The sequence below is a fragment of the Kitasatospora sp. NPDC092948 genome (assembly GCF_044754805.1).
Classification (GTDB): domain Bacteria; phylum Actinomycetota; class Actinomycetes; order Streptomycetales; family Streptomycetaceae; genus Kitasatospora.
The window spans coordinates 138603-158352 of sequence record NZ_JBIVPU010000008.1; the positions used below are offsets into that span (position 1 = coordinate 138603).

Below are 19750 nucleotides of genomic sequence, written 5' to 3' on the forward strand. Positions count from 1 at the left end.
CGGAGGTAAAGGACGCCTGTGTTTCTCAGCCAAGTCACAGCCGAATACGGGCAAACCGGTGGTGATCGGACCGAACGTCGTCGAACGACCGGGCCGAAAATCGCATAGCGGTGGTGTGGGTGCCCCTCGCTAGACTCCGCCTGCCCGAACGCCGGTGATCAGCACCGGTGTCGGGTGGACGAACCTTGGGGGGTTCCGATGAGATCGCTGCCGTCCTCCGGCAGACCGAAACACTTCGTCGGCGTGTTCGCGGCGGGGGCGCTCCTGCTCACCTCGCTGCTCGCCCAGTCCGGCACCGCCTTCGCGGCGGCCGCCGGGCCGTCGGCCGGCCCGGCCCAGCCGACGGCCGGCGCGTCGCAGACGCCCGACGCCTCCGCCCCGCGGGCGGCGAAGGCCGTCCCGCAAGCCGCCCCGCAGGCCGAGCCGAAGGCCGACCCGCAGGCCGAGCACCAGGCCGCCGCGAAGGCGCTTCAGCAGTCCGACCCGACGGGGGACTGCCCGGCGGTGCTCGACCCGCAGGCGCCCGTCACCTGCACCATGGACGGCTCGGGCACCGTCAGTTCGACGCTGAACCTGACGCAGGATCACGACCTGGTCGTGTTCCAGGTGCTGGCGACCCAGCAGTACAACCTGACCAGGGCGCTCACCGCGCCCGACGGCTCGAACGTCGCCTGCGAGAACGTGATCTCCTACGCCCCCGGCGCGTTCCGCTGCGCGACCGGGCAGGCCGGCACGTACACCCTGAAGCTGACCAACTCCTACGGCGCCAACTCGCTCTCCGTCGCCTACCTGCCGCTGCTGTCCACCGGCGCGTGCAAGGCGGTGGCCGGCGACGACGGCAAGCTGGGCACCGCCAAGCTGTTCAGCGGCTCGCTGAGCACCGGCGCGGTCGGCGACTGCTACCGCACCGACCTTGCCGCGGGCGACGTCCTGCGGACCTACGGGCCGAACTACGAAGCCACCTGGACCGTCTACGACGGCACCGGAACGCGGGTCTGCGACTCCTACACCAAGAACGCGGACAGCAGCGGCATGGACTGCGCGCTGACCGGCACCGCGCCCTACCGGGTGACGGTCCAGCAGGCCTCCGGCCGGGCGCTGGCCTACTCCTTCGCCGCGGCCCGACTGTCCCGGCCCGAGGGCTGCGCGACGGTGCAGCCGCAGGCCTACGGGGAGGCCCCCGACCTGACCTCGACCGCCCGTTGCCGCACCCTGCGGGTGCCCGCCGACGGTCGATACCTCTACGGCAAGGTGAACAGCTCCGGGGCGTACCTGCCCGGCCGGCTGTTCCGGACCGACGGCACCTTGGAGACCTGCCAGATCGGCGACTGCACGCTGACCGCCGGCGACCACACCTGGGCACTGGACGGCAACTCCGGTGACGCGGGCGCCTTCGGGATGTCGCTGCGCTCGGCGACCGAGACCCGCGGCTGCACCGCCGGCGCCGACGACGGCTTCGCCTCCGGCGACGTCACCGGCACCTTCGACACGGTCGGGCAGGCCCGCTGCCTGACCCTGCCGACCGCCTCCGGCAAGGGCCTGTACCTGGTCAACCGGCCGCCCACCAGCGACGGCACGGCCGGCGTCGAGATCGACGACGTCAACGGCGTCAAGCAGTGCGACAACGGCAGCTACACGTACCAGTCCTGCTCGCTGACCGGCACCGCCCCGTTCCGGGCCGTGCTCACCGCCAACCCCGGCCAGCCGTACGCGGTGGTGGTCCAGCGGACCGACAGCGACGCGGGCTGCACCGCCTGGCCGCAGTCCGGCTACGGCGGCTCCTGGGGCGTCGAGGTCTCGCTGAGCCCGGCCGACCCGGTGCGCTGCCTGAGCATCCCGGCCGGCCAGCACGCGCCCGCCGAAATGCTGGACTACGCGAACAACCTGAACCAGGTGAACGCGGCCGTCTACCTCGCCGACGGCGCCGGCGCCGGCGTCTGCTCGACCGTCGGCAGTTCCACCACCACCTGCCGGCTGACCCCGGGCACGGCGTACACCGCGATGCTGGTCGGCGGTCGGACGGACACCTACAAGCTGGTGCGGCGCGACATCTCGCCGAGCGCGCCCTGCACCACCCGCACCTCCACCGCGGTCGGCAGCCCGTCCACCCAGTTCGACTTCACCTCGGAACTGGACGCCCGCTGCGTGCGGGTCACCGGCGAGGCCGGCGACAAGTTCTGGCTGAGCAGCCGCACCACCGGCAACCGCTACGAAGCGGGCACCCTGCTGATGGCGGTGGACGCCGACGGCAGAACCCGGTGCACGCAGTTGGGCCTGTCCTGCAAGCTGACCGGCTCGACCTCGTACGTGGCCGTCGTGGTCGCGTCCGGCTACCAGGGCAAGGCGGTTCACGCCAACGTCGACGCCTGGAAGGTCGGCGGGGCGGACGGCTGGGCCCCCGAGTGCAACGGCAACGTGCTGTCGGCGAACGGCTTCCCGCAGCACAGCGGCGTGCTCACCGAGTCCGAGACGGCGTACTGCGCCGTGGTCGACATGAACCCGAACCAGCGCTTCACCATCGGCGGAACCACCAGCGCCGTCGGCCCCGAGACGCCGTGGATCGCGATCTCCGGCCCGGAGTGGACCGACTACAGCCCGTCGTACCAGTGCATGCTGAGCTACGGTCAGTTCGGCGGCAGCTGCGCCAACTTCGGCTCCACCGCCGGCCGGGCGCTGCTGATGATCACGGCGAACAAGACCCTCACCCCCGTCGAGTACACCTGGCAGGGCCTGCCCGGGGGCACGTACCCCGACTACGGCACGCCGCAGTCGGTCGCCCCGGCGACCGGCCGGGCCGGCACCCTGCTGCCGGCCGTGATCCGGGGCACCGGCCTGACGGTGGGCAGCAGGATCAAGCTGGCGCAGAGCTCCACGAACAGCGCGCAGTTGGTCTTCCCGCAGTCGGTGAACGCCGACGGCACCGCACTGAACGTGCTCGTCGACACCAGGGTCCTGGCGCCCGGCCACTACGACCTGGTGTGCGACGGCATCGGCTACACCCCGGGCCAGGCAACGCCGGGCTACGTCCCGAACGCCTTCGAGGTCACCGCGGCCGACAACCCCGGCCACTCCCGGTACGTGCCGCTCACCCCGTCCCGGCTCCTGGACACCCGCGACGGCACCGGCGCTCCCAAGGCCCGGGTCGGCGCGGGCGGCACGGTCGGCCTCCAGGTCACGGGCGTCCCCGCCACCGGCGTCACCTCGGTCGTGCTGAACGTCACCGCCGTCGACCCGAGCGAGGACGGCCACCTGACGGCGGGTCGGTCCGACCTGCCCGGGCTGACCTTCGCCGCGCACCGCACCACCGCCAACCAGCTGACGGTGCCGGTCGTGGACGGCAAGGTCGACCTGCGCAACGACACCGGAACGGTCGACCTGGTCGCCGACCTCGCCGGCTACTACACCGACGCCGCCGACCAGGGCTCGGCCCTCACCCCGATCACCCCCGCCCGCTTCCTGGACACCCGCGACGGCACCGGCGCCCCCAAGGCCCGGGTCGGCGCAGGCGGCACCGTCGCCCTCCAGGTGGCAGGCGTCAAGGGCATCCCCGCCGACGGCGTCACCGCCGTGGTGATGAACGTGACGGCCGCGTCCCCGACCGCCACCGGCTGGGTCACCGCCTACCCCGACGGGCAGCCCCTGCCCGCCACGTCGAACCTCAACTTCACCGCGGGCCGGACCGTCGCCAACCTGGTGACCGTCCCCGTGGTGAACGGCAAGGTCGACCTCCGCAACAGCACCGGCACCGTCGACCTGATCGCCGACGTCGCCGGCTACTACTCGGCGACCGGCACCAGCACCTTCAGCCCCGCCGCCCCGCTGCGCCTGCTCGACACCCGCGACGGCACCGGCGCCCGCCAGGGCGCCCTCGGCGCGGGCGGCATCGTCAGCACCCAGGTCGCCGGAGTCGGCGGCGTCCCGGACGGCGCCACCGCCGTCCTGCTGAACGTGACGGCCACCGACCCCACCGACACCGGCTGGCTGACCGCCTACCCGCACGGCACCGACCGACCCGGCACCTCCAGCCTCAACTGGACGGCCGGCCAGGCGGTTTCGCACCAGGTCCTGGTCCCGGTCGTCGACGGCCGCGTGACGTTCTACAACTCCACCGGGAGCGTGAACGTCACCGCCGACCTGACCGGCTGGTTCAGCTCCTGACGCAGTGACAGCACAACGACGGGCCGCCGACGCGCACTTCGCGTCGGCGGCCCGTCCTGTCGGTGCCGCCCTGCCGGGGCTCCGGTGAGCGCGTCGGCCCGGCGATCACAGGCCGTCGTAGTCGCCGAGCACGACGGCGACGGCGACCAGGCCCGCCAGGGCGGCCAGCGAGCACAGCAGGAAGCCCAGCCGGGCCGTCCACCGACTGCTGCCGGTGCGTCGGGCGTTCACCAGGCCGGCGACGGAGAGCGGCAGCCCCAGGACGGCGAGCGGCAGGGTCGGCAGCCGGAGCCACGCCCGGGCGAATCCGGCGAGGAGCAGCCCCGCGCCAAGTGCCGCCGCCGGCAAGGCCCATGGGTTCGGCTCGTGAAGGCCGTCGTCGTCCATGCGCACATTCAACCGGCCAGATGGTGCGTACCGCAACCATTTTCGGGTCGTCCGGCGGCGGTGCGAGGTCAGAGCGCGCGGAAGATCCGGTACCCGGTCTGGATGAAGCGGCCGTCCAGCCGGGGGCCCGCGTTGGTCAACGCGGCCAGGGCGGTGCCGCGTTGCGGGCAGAAGGCGACGAACGCGGTGCAGCCGCGGGTGCCGCCGGAGTGGAAGAGGACGTCGCCGTCGGACGTCGGCCGCAGGTTCCAGACCAGGCAGATGCGGTCCGTGGAGCGGGGTTTGACCAGGCGCGGCCGCTGCACGTCGCGCAGGGCGGCGGTCAGGGCGGGGCCCGGGGCGGTGGTCGGGTCGAGCAGGGCGGTGAGGTAGCGCAGCAGGTCGCGGGCGGTGGAGCGGACGGCGCCGGCGCCCGGGAGGGCGGGGATCCGCCAGGGCGGCAGCGGCCGGCCGTGGAAGTGCCCGACGGCGGAGCCGGGTTCGCAGTCGGTGCCGGTGAGGCCGAGCGGCGCACTGATCCGGGAGGCGAGCAGCGCCGGGTAGGAGCTGCCGGTCCGCTCGGCGAGTGTGCGGCCGAGCAGGCCCACGCCGTAGTTGGAGTAGTGCACCCGGTCACCGGGCGGATTCCGCAGGCGAGTTCGGTCCATGGCGCGGTCCAGGTCGGCGACCGAGTAGGCCGCGTACGGGTTGGTGAACCAGGCGGGCAGGGCCGAGCGTCGCAGGCCCGGTGGGAGGCGGGGGAGGCCCGAGGTGTGGGTGGCCAGGTGGAGGAAGGTGAGCGGAACGTCCGCGACGGTGACGGTGTCCTGGTGGCGGACCTCGCCCCGGGCGGCCAGCTCGGCGAGCAGCAGGGCGGTGAACGTCTTGCTCACCGAGCCGAGCTCGAAACCGGTGTCCGGGGTGACGGGCTCGCCGGAGCGGTCGTCGGTCCGGCCGTGGCAGTGCAGTTGACCGCCGTCGGGGGTGGCGAGGGCGAGCGCGACGGCCGCACCGCGCGGCGCGGTGCGGGTCAGGGCCGCGAGGTGCGGGTTCACCGGAGTGCGCGGGCGAGGGTGAGGGTGCCGGCCAGCACGCCGACCACGGCGGTGTGCTCGTGGTCCTTGAACGCCCGCGCCGGGTCCTCGTCGACCGGGTCCAGGTCGCGCGGCAGCAGGCCGTCCTCGCGCTGGACGGCGGCCAGTTGCTCCCAGCTCTGCGGGTCGCAGACCGGCTCGGGCAGACACGCGTCCACGATCAGCAGTTCGCCGAGCAGGTCCCACTGTCCGGTCTCCTGCCAGATGTCGGCCCACACCGGCAGCCAGGCGGCCAGGTACGCGCGCAGCGGCGCGGGCAGGCGCTCGGGCAGCGCGCCCCAGTCGGTGAGGTGGAAGACGGTGTGCGTGACGCTGTAGCCGGTCATCCAGTCGATCGCCCACGGCTCGGGGCGGGCGCCCAGCCAGGTCGCCGCGGCGAGGGTGTCCCAGTCGGGCCGGCTCTCCAGGCCGATGACGTGCCGGGCGTTGGCGATGGCCAGACGGCGGTTCGGCATCACCTCCATCGCGTGCGTCGAGCGCAGGCCGTCCAGGCCGCGCAGCAGCTCGTCCAGTGCCGGATGCCGGTAGCCGGCGCGGTGGAAGTGCAGGTACGTCTCCAGCGGGTCGCTGAGCAGCATGTGCCGGAACTGCCGCTCGTACAGCAGCTCGCCCTGGCGCAGCTGCTGCCAGCCGAAGTCCAGCAGCACCCGGGCGCGTTCCCGCTCGGTCGGGCCGGAGACGGTCTCGCGCAGCACCAGGGAAGCGGCCAGCGCGCACTCGCCGATCGGCTTGTACGCGTTGTCGGGGTCGGAGAGGTCGGCCCCCTCGTCGGGCGGCAGGACGCCGAAGCCCTGCTCGTGGGCGGCGTGCAGCCACTCCAACGAGCGGGTGGCCAGTCGGTGGGCGTGGCCGAGCACGGTCGGGTTCATTCGGCGGCCAGGTGTTCGGCGACGGCGAGATCCAGGGCGCTGCGTGCGGAGCCGTCGCCGGTGAGCGCCAACTGTCGCAGCAGCGGCGGGAGTTCCAGCTCGGCCGGGCTGCCGGTGTGGTGCAGCCAGGCCAGCCAGCGGACCAGGCGGACCGAGGTGCGGTGGTCGCGTCGCAGCGTGGCGCGGGCGGCGCCCCGGGCGAGTGCGAGCGGGTGGTCGCGGGCCACCCGGTGCACCGGGCCGTCCAGGTGCGGCAGGGCCAGGCAGGACAGCTGGGCCATCTGCACCGACCAGCGCTGCCAGCCGTCCTTGCCGGGGTCCGGCGGCGGGGGTGCAGACGGGACCGGTGCGGGGTAGCCGGCCAGAGCGAGGAGTTCGGCGGTGGCGCGGTCGCGCCAGGCGTGGATCCCGGACTCGTCGGAGGGGAACACGCGGTACGCCTCGGCGACGATCTCGACGGTCTCGGGCGGGGTCGGAGCCCCGGTGAGCAGGGCCGGGACGAAGACGTCGGGCCCCAGCACGCGGACGCCGGCCAGCAGGGCCTGCGGCTCCGGAGCGGCAGGGGCAGGGAGAGCCGCACCCTCGGCGCCGGTGAGGGCGTCGAGGGTGCGGCCTGCCGCCCACTCGGTCGCGGCAGCGAACTCCCGCTGGGGCGATTCGGCGAACGGCATAGGTGTACTACTTTCTTCCGATTGTTCCGATCTGATGCCGGGGCGGTGCTACTTCTTCTCCTTGGGGCCCTTCGGGGAGAGCAGCAGGGCGAGCAGCAGCAAGCCGACGGCCTCGGGGCGGTACAGCGGCGCGTCGCTGACCGGCGACTCGTCCTCGCTCAGCAGCGCCTTCACGGCGCCGAGCTCGGGTGTCGTCACCGTGTGGGGAGTAAGCACGGTCTGGGCAAGCATCGGATACGCCTCCTTGGGGAAGGACGGACGTCATCGTCGGATCGACGATGTCCTCTATCCACGCTAGGTGGGGCCCCGGATCGATGCATGTGGAGTGCCGGGCGGGCCGCCTTGACTGACAGGTTCATGATGTCAAGTCATGGTTGCCTCGGCCGGCGGGGGCCGTCGGGGGCTCGCGCGGCCGGGGGTGCCGCTGCCCGTGCCGCCCGGACGCCGCGACGGCTTCCGCCGGGCCGATCGGCGCCTGCGTGAGGATCAATTTGCCGGAATCCAGCAGCACTTGAAGGGGCCGGCCGTGCCCGACCCTTGTCGCCCGCCGCCTGTCGTATCCCGCACCGCCGGGCCGGCGCGCGGGCCGAGCGGGAGCTTCCTCGCGCACCCCTCGTCGTTCGCGGGCCTCGGCGGGGGCCCTCGGCCCGGTGGTCGGAGCCGCCTGCGCCGCCCCGACGTCCCCGCCGGGAATCTTCGGCCGTGGCGATGTCGAGAAACCGCCCGGCCGCTCCGACCGGACGACGGGACAACCGAGCGAGAAGGAGCAAGCGGAGATGCGAATCGACCGGCCGAGGTGGGGGCTGGCCCTGCTCATGCTGCCGACACTGATCGTCGCGATGGACGTGACGGCGCTGCTGCTCGCGCTCCCGCAGCTCAGCGCCGACCTGGGGGCGGACAACGTCGAGCAACTGTGGATCAGCGACAGCTACGGACTCGTGGTGGCCGCACTGGTCATCACGATGGGCACCCTCGGCGACCGGATCGGCCGTCGACGGCTGCTGCTCACCGGCGCCGCCGCCTTCGCGGTGCTCTCGGTGGTGGCCGCGTTCGCCGTCGACCCGCTGATGCTGATCGTCGTCCGGGCCCTGCTGGGCGTCGCCGGCGCGACCCTGGCGCCGTCCACCCTCTCGCTGATCACCACCATGTTCCGCGAGGAACGCGAACGCGGCCGGGCCGTCGCGGTCTGGGCGACCGGCCAGTTCGCCGGCGGGGCGCTCGGGCCGGTGCTGGCCGGCGTGCTGCTCCAGCACTTCTGGTGGGGCTCGGTGTTCCTGATCGCCGTACCGCCGATGGCGCTGCTGCTGCTCGCCGGACCGGCGCTGCTCCCCGAGTTCCGCAGCGAACGCGCGGGCCGGCTGGACCCGGTCGGCGTCGGGCTGTCGCTGGGGGCGATGCTGCTGGTGGTGTACGGCGTCAAGCAGCTGGCCGTGGACGGCATCGCGGGCGGGTCGGCGGTCGGACCGGCGGTCGCGCTGGTCGTCGGCGCGGTGCTCGGACTGCTCTTCGTCCGGCGTCAACTACGGGTCGACGAACCGCTGTTGGACCTGCGACTGCTGCGCAGCCGGCCGTTCGCGGCGGTGCTGGTCGGGCTGGTGCTGGCCGGCGTCGCGATGGCCGGCACCGGGCTGCTGGTCACCCAGTACCTGCAGAACGTGCTCGGCCACTCGCCGGCCGTCTCGGCCGTCCTGTTCGCCCCGATGGGCCTCGGCGTCGCCGTCGGCACCATGGCCTCGCCCGCGCTGGCCCGCCGGACGGGCACGCACGCGGCGATCGCCGGCGGCCTGGTCTGCTCCGCGCTCGGCGGCCTGCTGCTCGCGGCCGTCGACGGCTCCCTGGTGCTGGTGATGACCGGCATCACCGTGCTGGCCGTCGGCACCGGCCCGCTGTTCGCCCTCGGCACCGTACTCGTGCTCGGCTCCGTCCCCCCGCAGCGGGCCGGTTCGGCGGCCTCGATGTCGGAGACCGGCAACTACCTCGGCGGCTCGCTGGGCTTCGCCCTGCTCGGCGTGCTGGCCGCCGTCGTCTACCGGCGCCGCATGGGCGGCGCCTCCGACTCGCTGGCCGGCGCGGTGGCGGCGGTCCGTCAACTCCCCGCCGAGCAGGCCGCGGTGTTCCTGCAACGCGCCCGCGAGGCCTTCACCGGCGCGCTGCACGTCACGGGCCTCGCTGCCGCCGCCATCTTCGCGGTGCTGGCGGTGCTGATGCTGACGATGCGTCAATCATCATTGGAGGCAGGGGCGGTGGAGGACGTGCCGGAGGTGAGCCGCGCCTAGCCGGCCGGGGCGGAGGGCGGTGGTCCAACTCCCGGCGGTGGGCCCGGGTCCGGCGTGGGCGTGGACCGCCAGGGGGCAAGGGGCTGTGCCGCATCGCGGCGGTCGGTGGAGCTCGACCAGGGTCCGCGACCGACCGCGGGGTTCGCGAGTCGGAGACCAGAACCCCTTCCCGGCAAGGGTGTTCAGTCCGCCAGCAGGACCGCGACGCCCGTGACCCGGTCCGCGGCCAGGTCGGCGAGGGCGGTGTCGGCGCGGTGCATGGGGTAGCGGTTGACGCGGATCGTCGGGCGGACGCGGGCGGCCTCGGCCAGGAACGCGCGGCCGTCGGCGCGGGTGTTGGCGGTGACGCTGCGCAGGGTGCGTTCCTGGAACAGGTGGCGCTGGTAGTTCAGGGCGGGGATGTCGGTCAGGTGGATGCCGGCGACCGAGAGCGTGCCGCCGCGGTCCAGGGCCGCCAGGGCGACCGGGACCAGCTCGCCGACCGGGGCGAACAGGATCGCCGCGTCCAGCGGCTCGGGCGGCGGGTCGTAGGAGTCGCCGGCGAAGCCCGCGCCGAGCTCCCGGGCCAGGTCGCGGGCCGCCGCGCCGCGGGTGAACACCGCGAGCCGGGCGCCCCGGGCCAGTGCCATCTGGGCCGTCAGATGGGCGGACGCGCCGAAACCGTAGAGGCCGAGCAGACCGCCCGGCGGCAACTCGGCGCGGGCCAGGGCGCGGTGGCCGATGATGCCCGCGCACAGCAGCGGCGCGAGCTCCTCCGCGGGCGGGCCGTCGGGCAGCGGATAGGCGAAGCGGGCGTCGGTCGTGACGAAACCGGCGTAGCCGCCGTGCCGGTCCCAGCCGGTGTAGGTCGACTCCGGGCAGAGGTTCTCCCGCCCGCCGCGGCAGTACCGGCAGCGCCCGCACACCCCCGCCAGCCACGCCACCCCGGCCCGGTCGCCGACCGCGAACTCCGTCACGTCCGGGCCGGTCGCCGTCACCCGGCCCACCACCTCGTGGCCGGGCGTGCACCGCGGCACCCGCGGCGGCAGGTCGCCCTCGGCGAGGTGCAGATCCGTCCGGCACACCCCGCACGCCTCCACCTCGACCAGGATCTCGCCCGCACCGGGGACGGGCGGCGGCCGCCGCTCCCACTCCAGCGGCCCGACCTCGGCGTCCACCGGCCCCGGCCGGGCCACCACCCAGGCTCCGTCCCGCACCGTACGCATACGACCTCCCTGGTTCTCGGCCTCCCCTTCAGCGTGCTCGCGGCGCGGCGGAGGGACGAGTCGGCCCGGCGACCCGGGCCGGTTGTCGGCCGGAATAGGGCCGTACGGACCATGCCGGGCCGCCGCCGTCCCCGAAAAACTGGGGGTCGAACAAGGCCAGGTCGTGCGGCAAGGAGGCGGGCGGCGTGCATGCGCATCCGCAGCAACGGAAGAACCCCCTGAGGCGGAGCAGCGACCGCGTGCAGTGGTGGGCGGGGCGGCTGCTGGCGGCGGTGGCGATCGGTGCGATCCCGGCCGCGCTCGCCGTCGGCCTGGCGGTCCACCAGGACCAGGCCCGGGTGGTCCGGGAGGAGGCCACCGACCGGCACTCGGTGACGGCACAGCTCGTCGCCGACGTCCCGGCCGGCGTCGGCATCACCACCACCCGCGCCGCCGTCGCCTGGAACTCCGACGGCACCGACCACCTGGCGAGTGCCGTCGTCCCGTCCGGCCAGCGGGCCGGCACCCCCGTGCAGATCTGGGTGGACGACCGCAGCAGGGTCGTCACCCAACCGGCCGGCGCCGGCGAGGCGGTGGCGGTCGCCCTGACCGCCGCACTGCTCACCGTCACCGCCCTCCCCCTCCTCTGCACCCTCGCCTGGAAGGGCACCCTCCGCCTCCTGGACCGCCGCCGCTACGCGGGCTGGGACGAGGAGTGGCAGCAGATCGAACCGCAGTGGACACGCCGCCAACCGAGCTGACCGCCCGGCGGGACGGCGGCCCTCCCGATGGGTGTCCGGCCGGAGTGGGCGGATGCGGGGAGGCGGAGGACGGGAGGTCGTCATGGGGAGAGAGCCCGCTCCGACGCCGCGGCCGGGGTTGCTGACGTTTCTGGGCGGGGTCGGGACCGTCACCGGGAGCAAGGTCATGGTGGAGACCGACCACGCCCGGGTGATGATCGACTGCGGGCTGTTCCAGGGGCTGGCCGAGTTGCGGCGGCGCAACCGGCGGCCGCTGCCGCTCGATCCGGCGGACGTGCACTGCGTGGTGCTGACGCATGCGCACCTGGACCACTGCGGGTATCTGCCGAGGCCGGTCGCGGACGGGTTCCGGGGGCCGGTGTTCACCACCCCGTACACCGCGCGGATCGCCGAGCCGATCCTGCGGGACAGCGCCCACCTGCTGCGGGAGGACGCCGACCACGCCAACCGGCACGGGTGGTCCAAGCACCGGCCCGCGCTGCCGCTGTACCGGAGTCCACGTACGGCAACCGCCGGCACGAGGAGACCGCCGCCCGGGAGCAGTTCGCGAACGCCCTCGACCGGACGCTGGCCCGCGGCGGCACCGTCGTCGTCCCGTCGTTCGCCGTCGACCGCACCGAGGTGGTGCTGCACCAGCTCGCCGAGCTGCGCCGGGCCGGGCGGCTGCCGAGCAGTGTCCCCGTCCACGTGGACAGCCCGATGGCGCTCGCCACGCTGCGGATCCACCAGGACGCGTTCGCCGAGCGGGCGCCCGAGCTGCGGCCCGAGGTGCTCGCCCGCGGCGAGGCCGCGATCAGCCCCGAGCCGTTCCGGCCGGTCCGCTCGCTGGCGGAGTCGATGCGGCTGGAGGAATCCCGGCTGCCGTCGATCCTGGTGTCCGCGTCCGGGATGGCCACCGGCGGGCGGGTCGTGCACCACCTGCACCGGCTGCTGCCCGACCCGCGCAACACCGTGGTCGTGGTCGGGTACGCCGCCGCGGGCACCCGCGCCCGGGACCTGGTCGACGGGGCCCGGGTGCTGAAGATGTACGGCGGGTACGTGCCCGTCCGGGCGGAGATCGTCAACGTCCCGGCGTTCTCGGCGCACGCGGACGCCGCCGAGATCGTCGACTGGCTGCGCCCGGCGCCCGCGCCGTCCGCGACCTACCTGGTGCACGGCGAACCCGAGGGCTCGCAGGCGCTGCGCGACCGGATCGACCGGGAACTCGGCTGGACGGCCGTGGTGCCGCGCTCCGGCGAACGGGTGCTGGTGCGCTGAGCGTCAGCTCGCGGCGGGCACGGTGCAGATCCGCCGCCCGGACACCGCGCCCGGCCGGACCCGGATCCAGCAGGGGCGGGTGCCGCCCGCCCAGGGCTGGACGGCCGGGTCGTGCGCCAGCTGTTCGAGGGTCGGCGGGTCGTCGATCCGCTCGGCGGTGCCGGTGACCAGCACGCTCCAGCCGTTGGCGCGGAGCTCGTCGATCCGGTCGACCTCGAAGGAGACGCCGGTGCCGGGCGGCGCGTCGGCCGCGCCGTGGTCGCGGGTGCGGTAGACGACGGTGTGCCGGTCCACGGCGTAGTTCACCGGGAACACCGCCGGGCCGCGCTCGCCGGGCAGGGCGATCCGGCCGACGCCCCGCTCGCCCAGGTCGTCCCAGCACTCCGTCTCGGTCAGCCGGACCAGCACCGGCCGCGGCGCGGGCGGCGCCTGGCCGGGCGGGCGGTCGGGGCGGCCGGCCAGCAGCTCCTGGTAGGTCAGGCCGAGCGCGGCGGCGATCCGCAGGAAGCCGTTCGGGTCGAAGGACGGGCCGGCGGACGCCAGGAACTCCAGGTACGGGAGGGACATGCCCGCCGCCTCGGCCAGCGCGTCCGGCTCCAGGCCGAGCTGCGCGCTGCGCTCGGCGATCCGGTGCGCGACCGCGTCGGCGGCCAACCGGTCCTCCCGGGGGTTCAGGGGCATCGGGACTCACCCGCTCCGGGTCAGGTCCGGAACAGGGCGACCTTGAGCGCCCCGCTGCCGGCCGCGTCGGCGAACACGTCGTAGGCCTCCGGCATCTCGTCCAGCCCGAAGCGGTGGGTGACCAGCCCGCGCGCCTCCAGCCGGCCGGCCGCGAGCAGGTCGAGCAGCAGCGGCGTGGTGGCGGTGTCGACCAGGCCGGTGGTGACGGTGATGTTCTTGATCCACAGCTCCTCCAGGTGCAGCACGGCGGGCCTGCCGTGCACCCCGACGTTGGCCACCCGGCCGCCCGGACGCACCAGCCGGGTGCACAGCTCGAAGGTGTCGGGGACGCCGACCGCCTCGATCGCCACGTCGACGCCCAGCCCGTCGGGGGACAGTGCGCGCACCGCCTCCTCGACGCCGTCGCCGCTGCGCAGCACCTCGTCCGCGCCGAACCGCTCCGCCGCGGCCAGCCGGCTCGCCGCGAGATCGACGGCGACGATCCGGCGCGGCGTGTACAGCCGGGCGGTGGCGATCGCGGCCAGCCCGATCGGGCCCGCGCCGACGATCGCGACGGTGTCGCCGGGGCCCACCCGGCCGCTGCGCACCCCGACCTCGTACGCCGTCGGCAGGATGTCGGCGAACATCAGCGCCGTCTCGTCGTCGACGCCCTCCGGCAGCCGGTGCAGCGAATTGTCGGCGAACGGGGTGCGCACCAGCTCGGCCTGGGTGCCGTCGACCAGGTGCCCGAGGATCCACCCGCCGCCGCCCGTGCACTGGCTGTACATGGCGCGCCGGCAGTACCCGCAGCGCCCGCAGGCGGAGATGCACGAGACCAGCACCCGGTCGCCGACCGCGACGGTGCGCACCGCGCTGCCGGTCTCGACGACCGTGCCGACCGCCTCGTGGCCGAGCACCCGGCCCTCGGCGACCTCCGGGACGTCGCCCTTGAGGATGTGCAGGTCGGTGCCGCAGATGGTGACGGCGTCCACCCGGACGATCGCGTCCTCGGGATCGCGGACCGCCGGGTCGGGGACCTCGCCCCAGGTGCGGCGGCCGGGCCCGTGGTAGGTCAGCGCCTTCATCGCTCTCACTCCCTGTCCGGAACGGCTGCGGGACGGCTGCGGGACGGCTGCGGGGACGGCCGTCGATCGGCTGCGGATCGGCCGCAGATCGGCCGGCGATCTCTGCCGAACGGCCGCGGACCGGCCCCCGCGCGGATCGGCCCCGTCCACCAGCCTCCCCGCTGCCCGGTCGTTCCGCCGCCCGGCGCGGCAGCGGCAGTCGGTCGGTGGGCACACTGGAGAACGGGCCCCGGCGTCCGAACGGAGGTGAGCCGTGGAACCCGACCCTCCCCACCGGCCGTCCGGCCCTGCCCACGGCGGTCCGAACCCGTCCGGCGCCGCCCATGACAGCCCGAACCCGTCCGGCGGTGCCCGCGGCAACCTGATGCCCGACCCGTGGCGGCTGCGCTACACCGGGTACGCGCCCGCCGAGGAGGGGCTGCGGGAGGCGCTGTGCGCCGTCGGCAACGGCTACCTGGTCACCCGCGGCGCGGCGCCCGAGGCGGCGGCGGGCGGCGAGCACTACCCCGGCACCTACCTGGCGGGCTGCTACGACCGGGCCGACTCCGTCCTCGGCGGACGGGTGTTCACCCACGAGGACCTGGTGAACTGCCCGAACTGGCTGCCCGTCACGTTCCGCTGCGCCGGCGCCGAGTGGTTCACCGGCCCGCCCGTCGAGCAGGAACTCGAACTGGACCTGAAACGCGGGGTGTTGACCCGCCGGGCGGTGTGCGTGGACGGCGTCGGGCGGCGCACCCGGTTGGTCCAGCGGCGGATCGCCAGCCAGGCCCGGCCGCACCTCGTCGCACTGGAGACGCAGCTCACCGCCGAGAACTGGTCCGGCCGGCTCGAAGTGCGCTCCGCGCTCGACGGCACCGTCACCAACGCGGGCGTGCCCCGGTACGCCGGACTGGCCAGCCGTCACCTCACCCCGTTGCGTCAGGAGGCGGGCCCGGAAGGGGAGTTGTGGCTGGAGGTGCTGACCGGGCCGGGCCGGCGCATCGCCCTCGCCGCCCGGCACCGGGTGCGCGCCGCCGGGCGGCCGGTGCAGGCCGAGTTCCGCGGCGAGGCCCGGCCGGGGCGGGTGGCGCAGACGCTGGCGCTGGACGTCGCCCCGGGCCTGACCGTCACCGTCGACAAGGCCGTCGCCGTCCACACCTCGCACGACCCGGCGACCGGCGACCCGCTCGAGTCGGCCCGTCAACTCGCCGCCGAGGCAGGCGACTTCGACCAGCTGCTGACCGAGCACGCGCAGCGCTGGGAGCAGCTGTGGCGGCGCTGCCGGATCGACGCCGACTTCCACGGTCTCGGGCCGCTGCACCTGAACCTGTTCCACCTGCTGCAGTCGTACTCCGAGCACTCCGCGGACCTCGACGTCGGCATCCCCGCCCGCGGGCTGCACGGCGAGGCGTACCGCGGCCACATCTTCTGGGACGAACTGTTCGTGCTGCGGGTGCTGGACCTGTGCTTCCCCGAACTCGCCCGGGCGGCGCTGCGCTACCGCCACCGCCGGCTCGACGCCGCCCGGCGCGCCGCCCGCGCCGAGGGCCGCCGCGGCGCGAGCTACCCGTGGCAGAGCGGCAGCGACGGGCAGGAGCAGTCGTCCCGGGTGCACCTCAACCCGCGCTCCGGCCGCTGGCTGCCCGACCACACCCACCTGCAACGGCACGTCGGCTCCGCGGTCGCCTACAACATCTGGGAGTACTACCGGGCCACCGGAGACGTCGACTTCCTCGCCGAGACCGGCGCCGAACCGCTGCTGGAGATCGCCCGCTACTGGGCCTCGGCCGCCGTCTACGACCCGGGCCGCGGGCGCTGGTCGATCCGCGGCGTCCTCGGGCCGGACGAGTACCACGACGCCTACCCGTGGGCGGACGGGCCCGGGCTGGACGACAACGCGTACACCAACGTGCTCGCCTCCTGGGTGCTGGCCCGCGCCCAGGACGCGCTGCGCGCCCTCCCGGAGCGGCGGCGCGACGAACTGACCGAGCGCCTCGCCCTGGACGCCGCGGAGACCGACCGCTGGCAGGAGGTCGGCCGCCGGCTGTACGTGCCCTTCCACAGCCGGGTGATCAGCCAGTTCGACGGCTACGAGCGGCTCGCCGAACTCGACTGGGAGACCTACCGCCGGCGCTACCCGGACCTGCGCCGCCTCGACCGGATCCTGGAGGCCGAGGGCGACACCGTCAACCGCTACCGGGCGTCCAAGCAGGCCGACGTGCTGATGCTCTGGTACCTGTTCACCGGCCGCGAGGTGCGCGACCTGCTGCGCCGCCTGGGGCACCCCGCCGGGTGCGACCTGATGCAGCGCACCGTCTCCTACTACCTCGACCGCACCGTGCACGGCTCCACGCTCAGCTCCGTGGTGCACGCCTGGGTGCTGACCCGCTGCGACCGCCGGGCCTCCTGGCGGCACTTCCGGGACGCGCTCACCGCGGACCTGGTGGACACCCAGGGCGGCACCACCCGGGAGGGCGTCCACCTCGGGGCGATGGCCGGCGCCGCCGACCTGCTGCAACGCTGCTACACCGGGCTGGAGTTGCGCGACGACGCGCTCTGGCTGGACCCGCAGCTGCCATCTGCGCTCGGCAGCCTCGACCTGGACCTGCGCTACCGGGGCCACCGCGACGTGCGGATCACCGTCGACCGGCGGTCCGTCAGCGCGGCGCTGGACGCCGGCGCCGAGCGGCCCGTCCGGATCGGGGTGCGCGGCACCGTCGCCGTGCTGCGGCCGGGGGAGAGCCACAAATTCGCGCTGTGAACCGAACTCCCGGTGAATGATCTGACGGGTAGTAATTCCTATCGCAGGATGGCCACTTCAATTCGGAAACGGTTTTGCACGACTTCCTTTCCGGTACTCTCTACCCGAACCGCATGGATTCCATGAATCGATTCGACAGGCCTGCGCGCGTACCGGCGGGCGAAGGTGGGCGAGCGCAGTGAACGCTTCCGCGGCTGACCAGGCGCAGGCGGGCGACCGGACCGAGGCGGACCGGATCCTCCTGTCGGTCTTCGCGCCCGAGGCCCGGGAGAACCCGTACGCCCCGCTCGCCGAACTGCGCCGGATCGCGCCCGTGCACCACCACGAGGAGCTGGACACCCGCTTCCTGACCGGGTTCGCCGAGTGCCAGGCCGCGCTGTCGGGCCCGGCCTTCGTGGTGCCCGACCGGGACTGGCTGGAGCGGGAGCGCCCCGACTGGTCGGCCCACCCGGCCGCGGACTTCTTCTACACCTCGCTGCTCGGCACCAACGGCGCCGCCCACCAGCGGCTGCGCGGCCCCCTGGTGCGCGCCTTCGGGCCCCGGCGGATGCCCGGGCTGACGGAGACCGTGGAAAAGACCGCCGACGAGCTGCTCGACCGCTTCGCCGACGCCACCTCGGACGGCAGCCCGGCCGACTTCCAGGACATCGTCGGATACCCGCTGCCGGTCGCGGTGGTAGGCGAACTGATCGGCGTGCCACCCGCCGACCAGGAGCACTTCCACCGGCTCGGACGCGACGCCGCGCGCCTGCTGGAACCGGTGCGCTCCGCCGAGGACTGGCGGCTGGCCGACGCGGCGGTCACCGCACTGCGCGCGTACTTCGCCGGCCTGCTCGCCGAGCGGCGGGCCCGGCCGACCGAGGACCTCACCTCCGCGCTGCTCGCCCGCGCCGCCGTCGAGAACGTCGAACAGCCGCTCACCGACCAGGAGGTGACGGACCTTCTGATGCTGGTCTTCGTCGCCGGGTTCGAGACCACCGCCGGGCTGCTCGGCCTCTCCGTGCACGCCCTGCTCACCCACCCCGACCAGGCCGCGCTGCTCCGGGACGACCCGGGCCTGCTGCCCGCCGCGGTCGAGGAGTCGCTGCGCTGGGACGGGCCGGTGCTGATGACCGAACGGCTCGCCACCCGGCCCGCCGAGATCGGCGGCGTCACCGTCCCCGCCGGAGGCAGCGTCACCGCCGTGCTCGGCGCCGCCGGCCGGGACCCTCGGCGCTACCGGGACCCGGACGCGTTCCTGGTCGGCCGACCGGACGGGCACGTGCTGAGCTTCAGCGCCGGGCCGCACTACTGCTTCGGCGCGGGCCTGGCCCGGCTCGAAGGGGCCGCGCTGCTCGGCCGGCTGCTCACCCGCTTCCCCCGGCTCGCCCAGGCCGGGCCGCCGGTGCGGCGCGCCTCGGCCTGCCTGCGCTCCTTCGACGCCCTGCCACTGGCGGCCGCCGGCTGACGCCGCGCGCCGACCCCGTCGTCCCGACCCTCCCCGAAGGACCTGCCCGTGAACTTCCTGCACCGCGAACGCGCCGAACTCGAGGCGCTCATGCCCGGGTTGGACGAGGCGCTCGCCCGCCATCCGCTGGCCGCGCTGGAGAAGACGCCCAGCCCGGCGATCGAGGCGTTCAAGAACGCCGGCGGCCCCGGCCTGCTGGTGCCCGCCGCCAACTCCGGCGCGGGCGCCAGCGCCCTGCAGGCCGTCCGGGTGCAGCGCGCCGTCGGCGCCCGCTGCCCCTCGCTCGCGGTCGCCACCACCATGCACCACTTCTCCATCGCGGGCCTGGTCGAGGCCGCCAAGTACGGCAACGGCCTGGAAGGGCTGCTGCTGGAGGCCATCGCCAAGGAGCGGATGCTGGTCGCCTCCGGCTTCGCCGAGGGCCGCCCCGGCCAGAACATCCTCACCCCGCACATCACCGCCGAACGGCGCGGCGACCGGATCGTGCTGAACGGCAGCAAGATGCCGTGCAGCCTGTCCCGCTCGATGGACCTGCTGACCGCCTCCGTCGGGCTTACCGGCGTCGACGGCGTCGAACGGCTGGCCGTCGCGCTGATCCCCGCCAGCGCCCCGGGCGTCAGCGTCCGCCCGTTCTGGGGCACGCCCATCCTGGCCGGCGCGGAGAGCGACGAAGTCCGGCTCACCGACGTCGAGTTGGACCCGAGCATGGTGGTGGCCACCGACGTCACCGCCGACGCCGTGCCGGACGCGCTCAACGTGGCCGGCTTCCTCTGGTTCGAACTGCTGCTGACCGCCGGCTACCTCGGCATGGCCAGCGCCCTGGTCGAACGCACCCTGCACCGCAGGGGCGGCGGCGACGACGACCCGACGCCCTACCTCGTCCCCGTCGAGGCCGCGATGCTCGCCGTCGAGGCCGTCGCCCGCGCCATGGCCGACGAGGACTGGAACGAGGCCCTGCTGGTCCAGGCGCTCACCGCCCGGTACGCCGCCCAGGACGCCATCGCCCGCACCACCCGGGCCTGCCTCGCCGCCCTCGGCGGCATGGCCTTCATCGGCTCGCCCGACGGCTCCTACCTCGCCTCCGCCGCCGTCGGCCTGACCTTCCACCCCCCGGCCCGCAACAGGATGGCCCGCCCGCTGCGGGAGTTCCTCGACGGCCGCGCGCTGCGGATCGGCTGAGCC

At 74.5% G+C, this 19750-nt stretch carries 15 protein-coding genes and 1 pseudogene; 8 read left to right on the top strand and 8 right to left on the bottom strand.

Features of this window, described 5'->3' with window-relative positions; translation table 11 throughout:
- Positions 1-198: 198 nt before the first annotated feature.
- Complete coding sequence (locus tag ACIQF6_RS23535) at positions 199-4158, top strand: hypothetical protein (RefSeq protein ID WP_400898074.1); 3960 nt, start codon at positions 199-201, stop codon at positions 4156-4158.
- 105 nt (positions 4159-4263) lie between these two features.
- Here the strand turns inward: ACIQF6_RS23535 and ACIQF6_RS23540 are convergent, their stop codons facing one another.
- The 5 genes from ACIQF6_RS23540 to ACIQF6_RS23560 form a co-directional block, all read right to left on the bottom strand.
- Positions 4264-4545 (bottom strand): hypothetical protein, encoded by a 282-nt coding sequence (locus ACIQF6_RS23540; RefSeq protein WP_400898076.1) that lies wholly within the window; start codon positions 4543-4545, stop codon positions 4264-4266.
- 68 nt (positions 4546-4613) lie between these two features.
- A complete protein-coding gene (locus ACIQF6_RS23545; protein ID WP_400898078.1) occupies positions 4614-5579 on the bottom strand; it encodes a serine hydrolase domain-containing protein in 966 nt (321 codons plus the stop codon).
- Positions 5576-6487, bottom strand: a complete 912-nt coding sequence (locus tag ACIQF6_RS23550; protein WP_400898080.1) for a DUF6895 family protein — start codon at positions 6485-6487, stop codon at positions 5576-5578. The genes ACIQF6_RS23545 and ACIQF6_RS23550 overlap by 4 nt, the downstream gene beginning before the upstream one ends.
- A complete protein-coding gene (locus ACIQF6_RS23555) occupies positions 6484-7158 on the bottom strand; it encodes a hypothetical protein (RefSeq protein WP_400898082.1) in 675 nt (224 codons plus the stop codon). Before ACIQF6_RS23555 ends, ACIQF6_RS23550 begins: the two co-directional genes overlap by 4 nt.
- Before the next feature lie 48 nt (positions 7159-7206).
- Positions 7207-7389, bottom strand: a complete 183-nt coding sequence (locus ACIQF6_RS23560; protein ID WP_400898084.1) for a hypothetical protein — start codon at positions 7387-7389, stop codon at positions 7207-7209.
- A gap of 545 nt (positions 7390-7934) precedes the next feature.
- Between ACIQF6_RS23560 and ACIQF6_RS23565 the strand changes: the two genes are divergently transcribed.
- Positions 7935-9434 carry an MFS transporter gene (locus ACIQF6_RS23565; protein ID WP_400898086.1) on the top strand — a complete coding sequence of 500 codons (1500 nt, stop codon included), beginning with the start codon at positions 7935-7937 and terminating at the stop codon, positions 9432-9434.
- Positions 9435-9616: 182 nt separating this feature from the next.
- Here the strand turns inward: ACIQF6_RS23565 and ACIQF6_RS23570 are convergent, their stop codons facing one another.
- Entirely contained in the window at positions 9617-10639 is a 1023-nt protein-coding gene (locus ACIQF6_RS23570; protein WP_400898088.1) for a zinc-binding alcohol dehydrogenase family protein, read from the bottom strand.
- A gap of 239 nt (positions 10640-10878) precedes the next feature.
- Here ACIQF6_RS23570 and ACIQF6_RS23575 point away from each other — a divergent pair, with 239 nt between their 5' ends.
- The 3 genes and pseudogenes from ACIQF6_RS23575 (at position 10879) to ACIQF6_RS23585 (ending at position 12636) form a co-directional block, all read left to right on the top strand.
- Positions 10879-11379: a hypothetical protein gene (locus tag ACIQF6_RS23575; RefSeq protein WP_400898090.1), complete on the top strand. Its 501-nt coding sequence runs from the start codon at positions 10879-10881 to the stop codon at positions 11377-11379.
- 193 nt (positions 11380-11572) lie between these two features.
- A pseudogene (locus ACIQF6_RS23580) lies at positions 11573-11638 on the top strand (hypothetical protein); the annotation flags it as partial.
- Positions 11639-11835: 197 nt separating this feature from the next.
- A complete protein-coding gene (locus ACIQF6_RS23585) occupies positions 11836-12636 on the top strand; it encodes an MBL fold metallo-hydrolase RNA specificity domain-containing protein (RefSeq protein WP_400898093.1) in 801 nt (266 codons plus the stop codon).
- A gap of 3 nt (positions 12637-12639) precedes the next feature.
- On the opposite strand, the gene ACIQF6_RS23590 is transcribed toward ACIQF6_RS23585, so the two are convergent.
- Entirely contained in the window at positions 12640-13317 is a 678-nt protein-coding gene (locus ACIQF6_RS23590) for a helix-turn-helix domain-containing protein (protein ID WP_400898095.1), read from the bottom strand.
- 20 nt (positions 13318-13337) lie between these two features.
- Positions 13338-14381: a zinc-dependent alcohol dehydrogenase family protein gene (locus ACIQF6_RS23595; RefSeq protein WP_400898097.1), complete on the bottom strand. Its 1044-nt coding sequence runs from the start codon at positions 14379-14381 to the stop codon at positions 13338-13340.
- 253 nt (positions 14382-14634) lie between these two features.
- On the opposite strand from ACIQF6_RS23595, the gene ACIQF6_RS23600 reads away from it, so the two are divergent.
- From ACIQF6_RS23600 to ACIQF6_RS23610, 3 genes are all read left to right on the top strand, one after another.
- Entirely contained in the window at positions 14635-17121 is a 2487-nt protein-coding gene (locus tag ACIQF6_RS23600) for a glycoside hydrolase family 65 protein (protein ID WP_400898099.1), read from the top strand.
- Between the two features lie 178 nt (positions 17122-17299).
- Positions 17300-18568: a cytochrome P450 gene (locus ACIQF6_RS23605; protein WP_400898101.1), complete on the top strand. Its 1269-nt coding sequence runs from the start codon at positions 17300-17302 to the stop codon at positions 18566-18568.
- A gap of 48 nt (positions 18569-18616) precedes the next feature.
- Positions 18617-19747, top strand: a complete 1131-nt coding sequence (locus ACIQF6_RS23610; RefSeq protein ID WP_400898103.1) for an acyl-CoA dehydrogenase — start codon at positions 18617-18619, stop codon at positions 19745-19747.
- Positions 19748-19750: the final 3 nt, after the last annotated feature.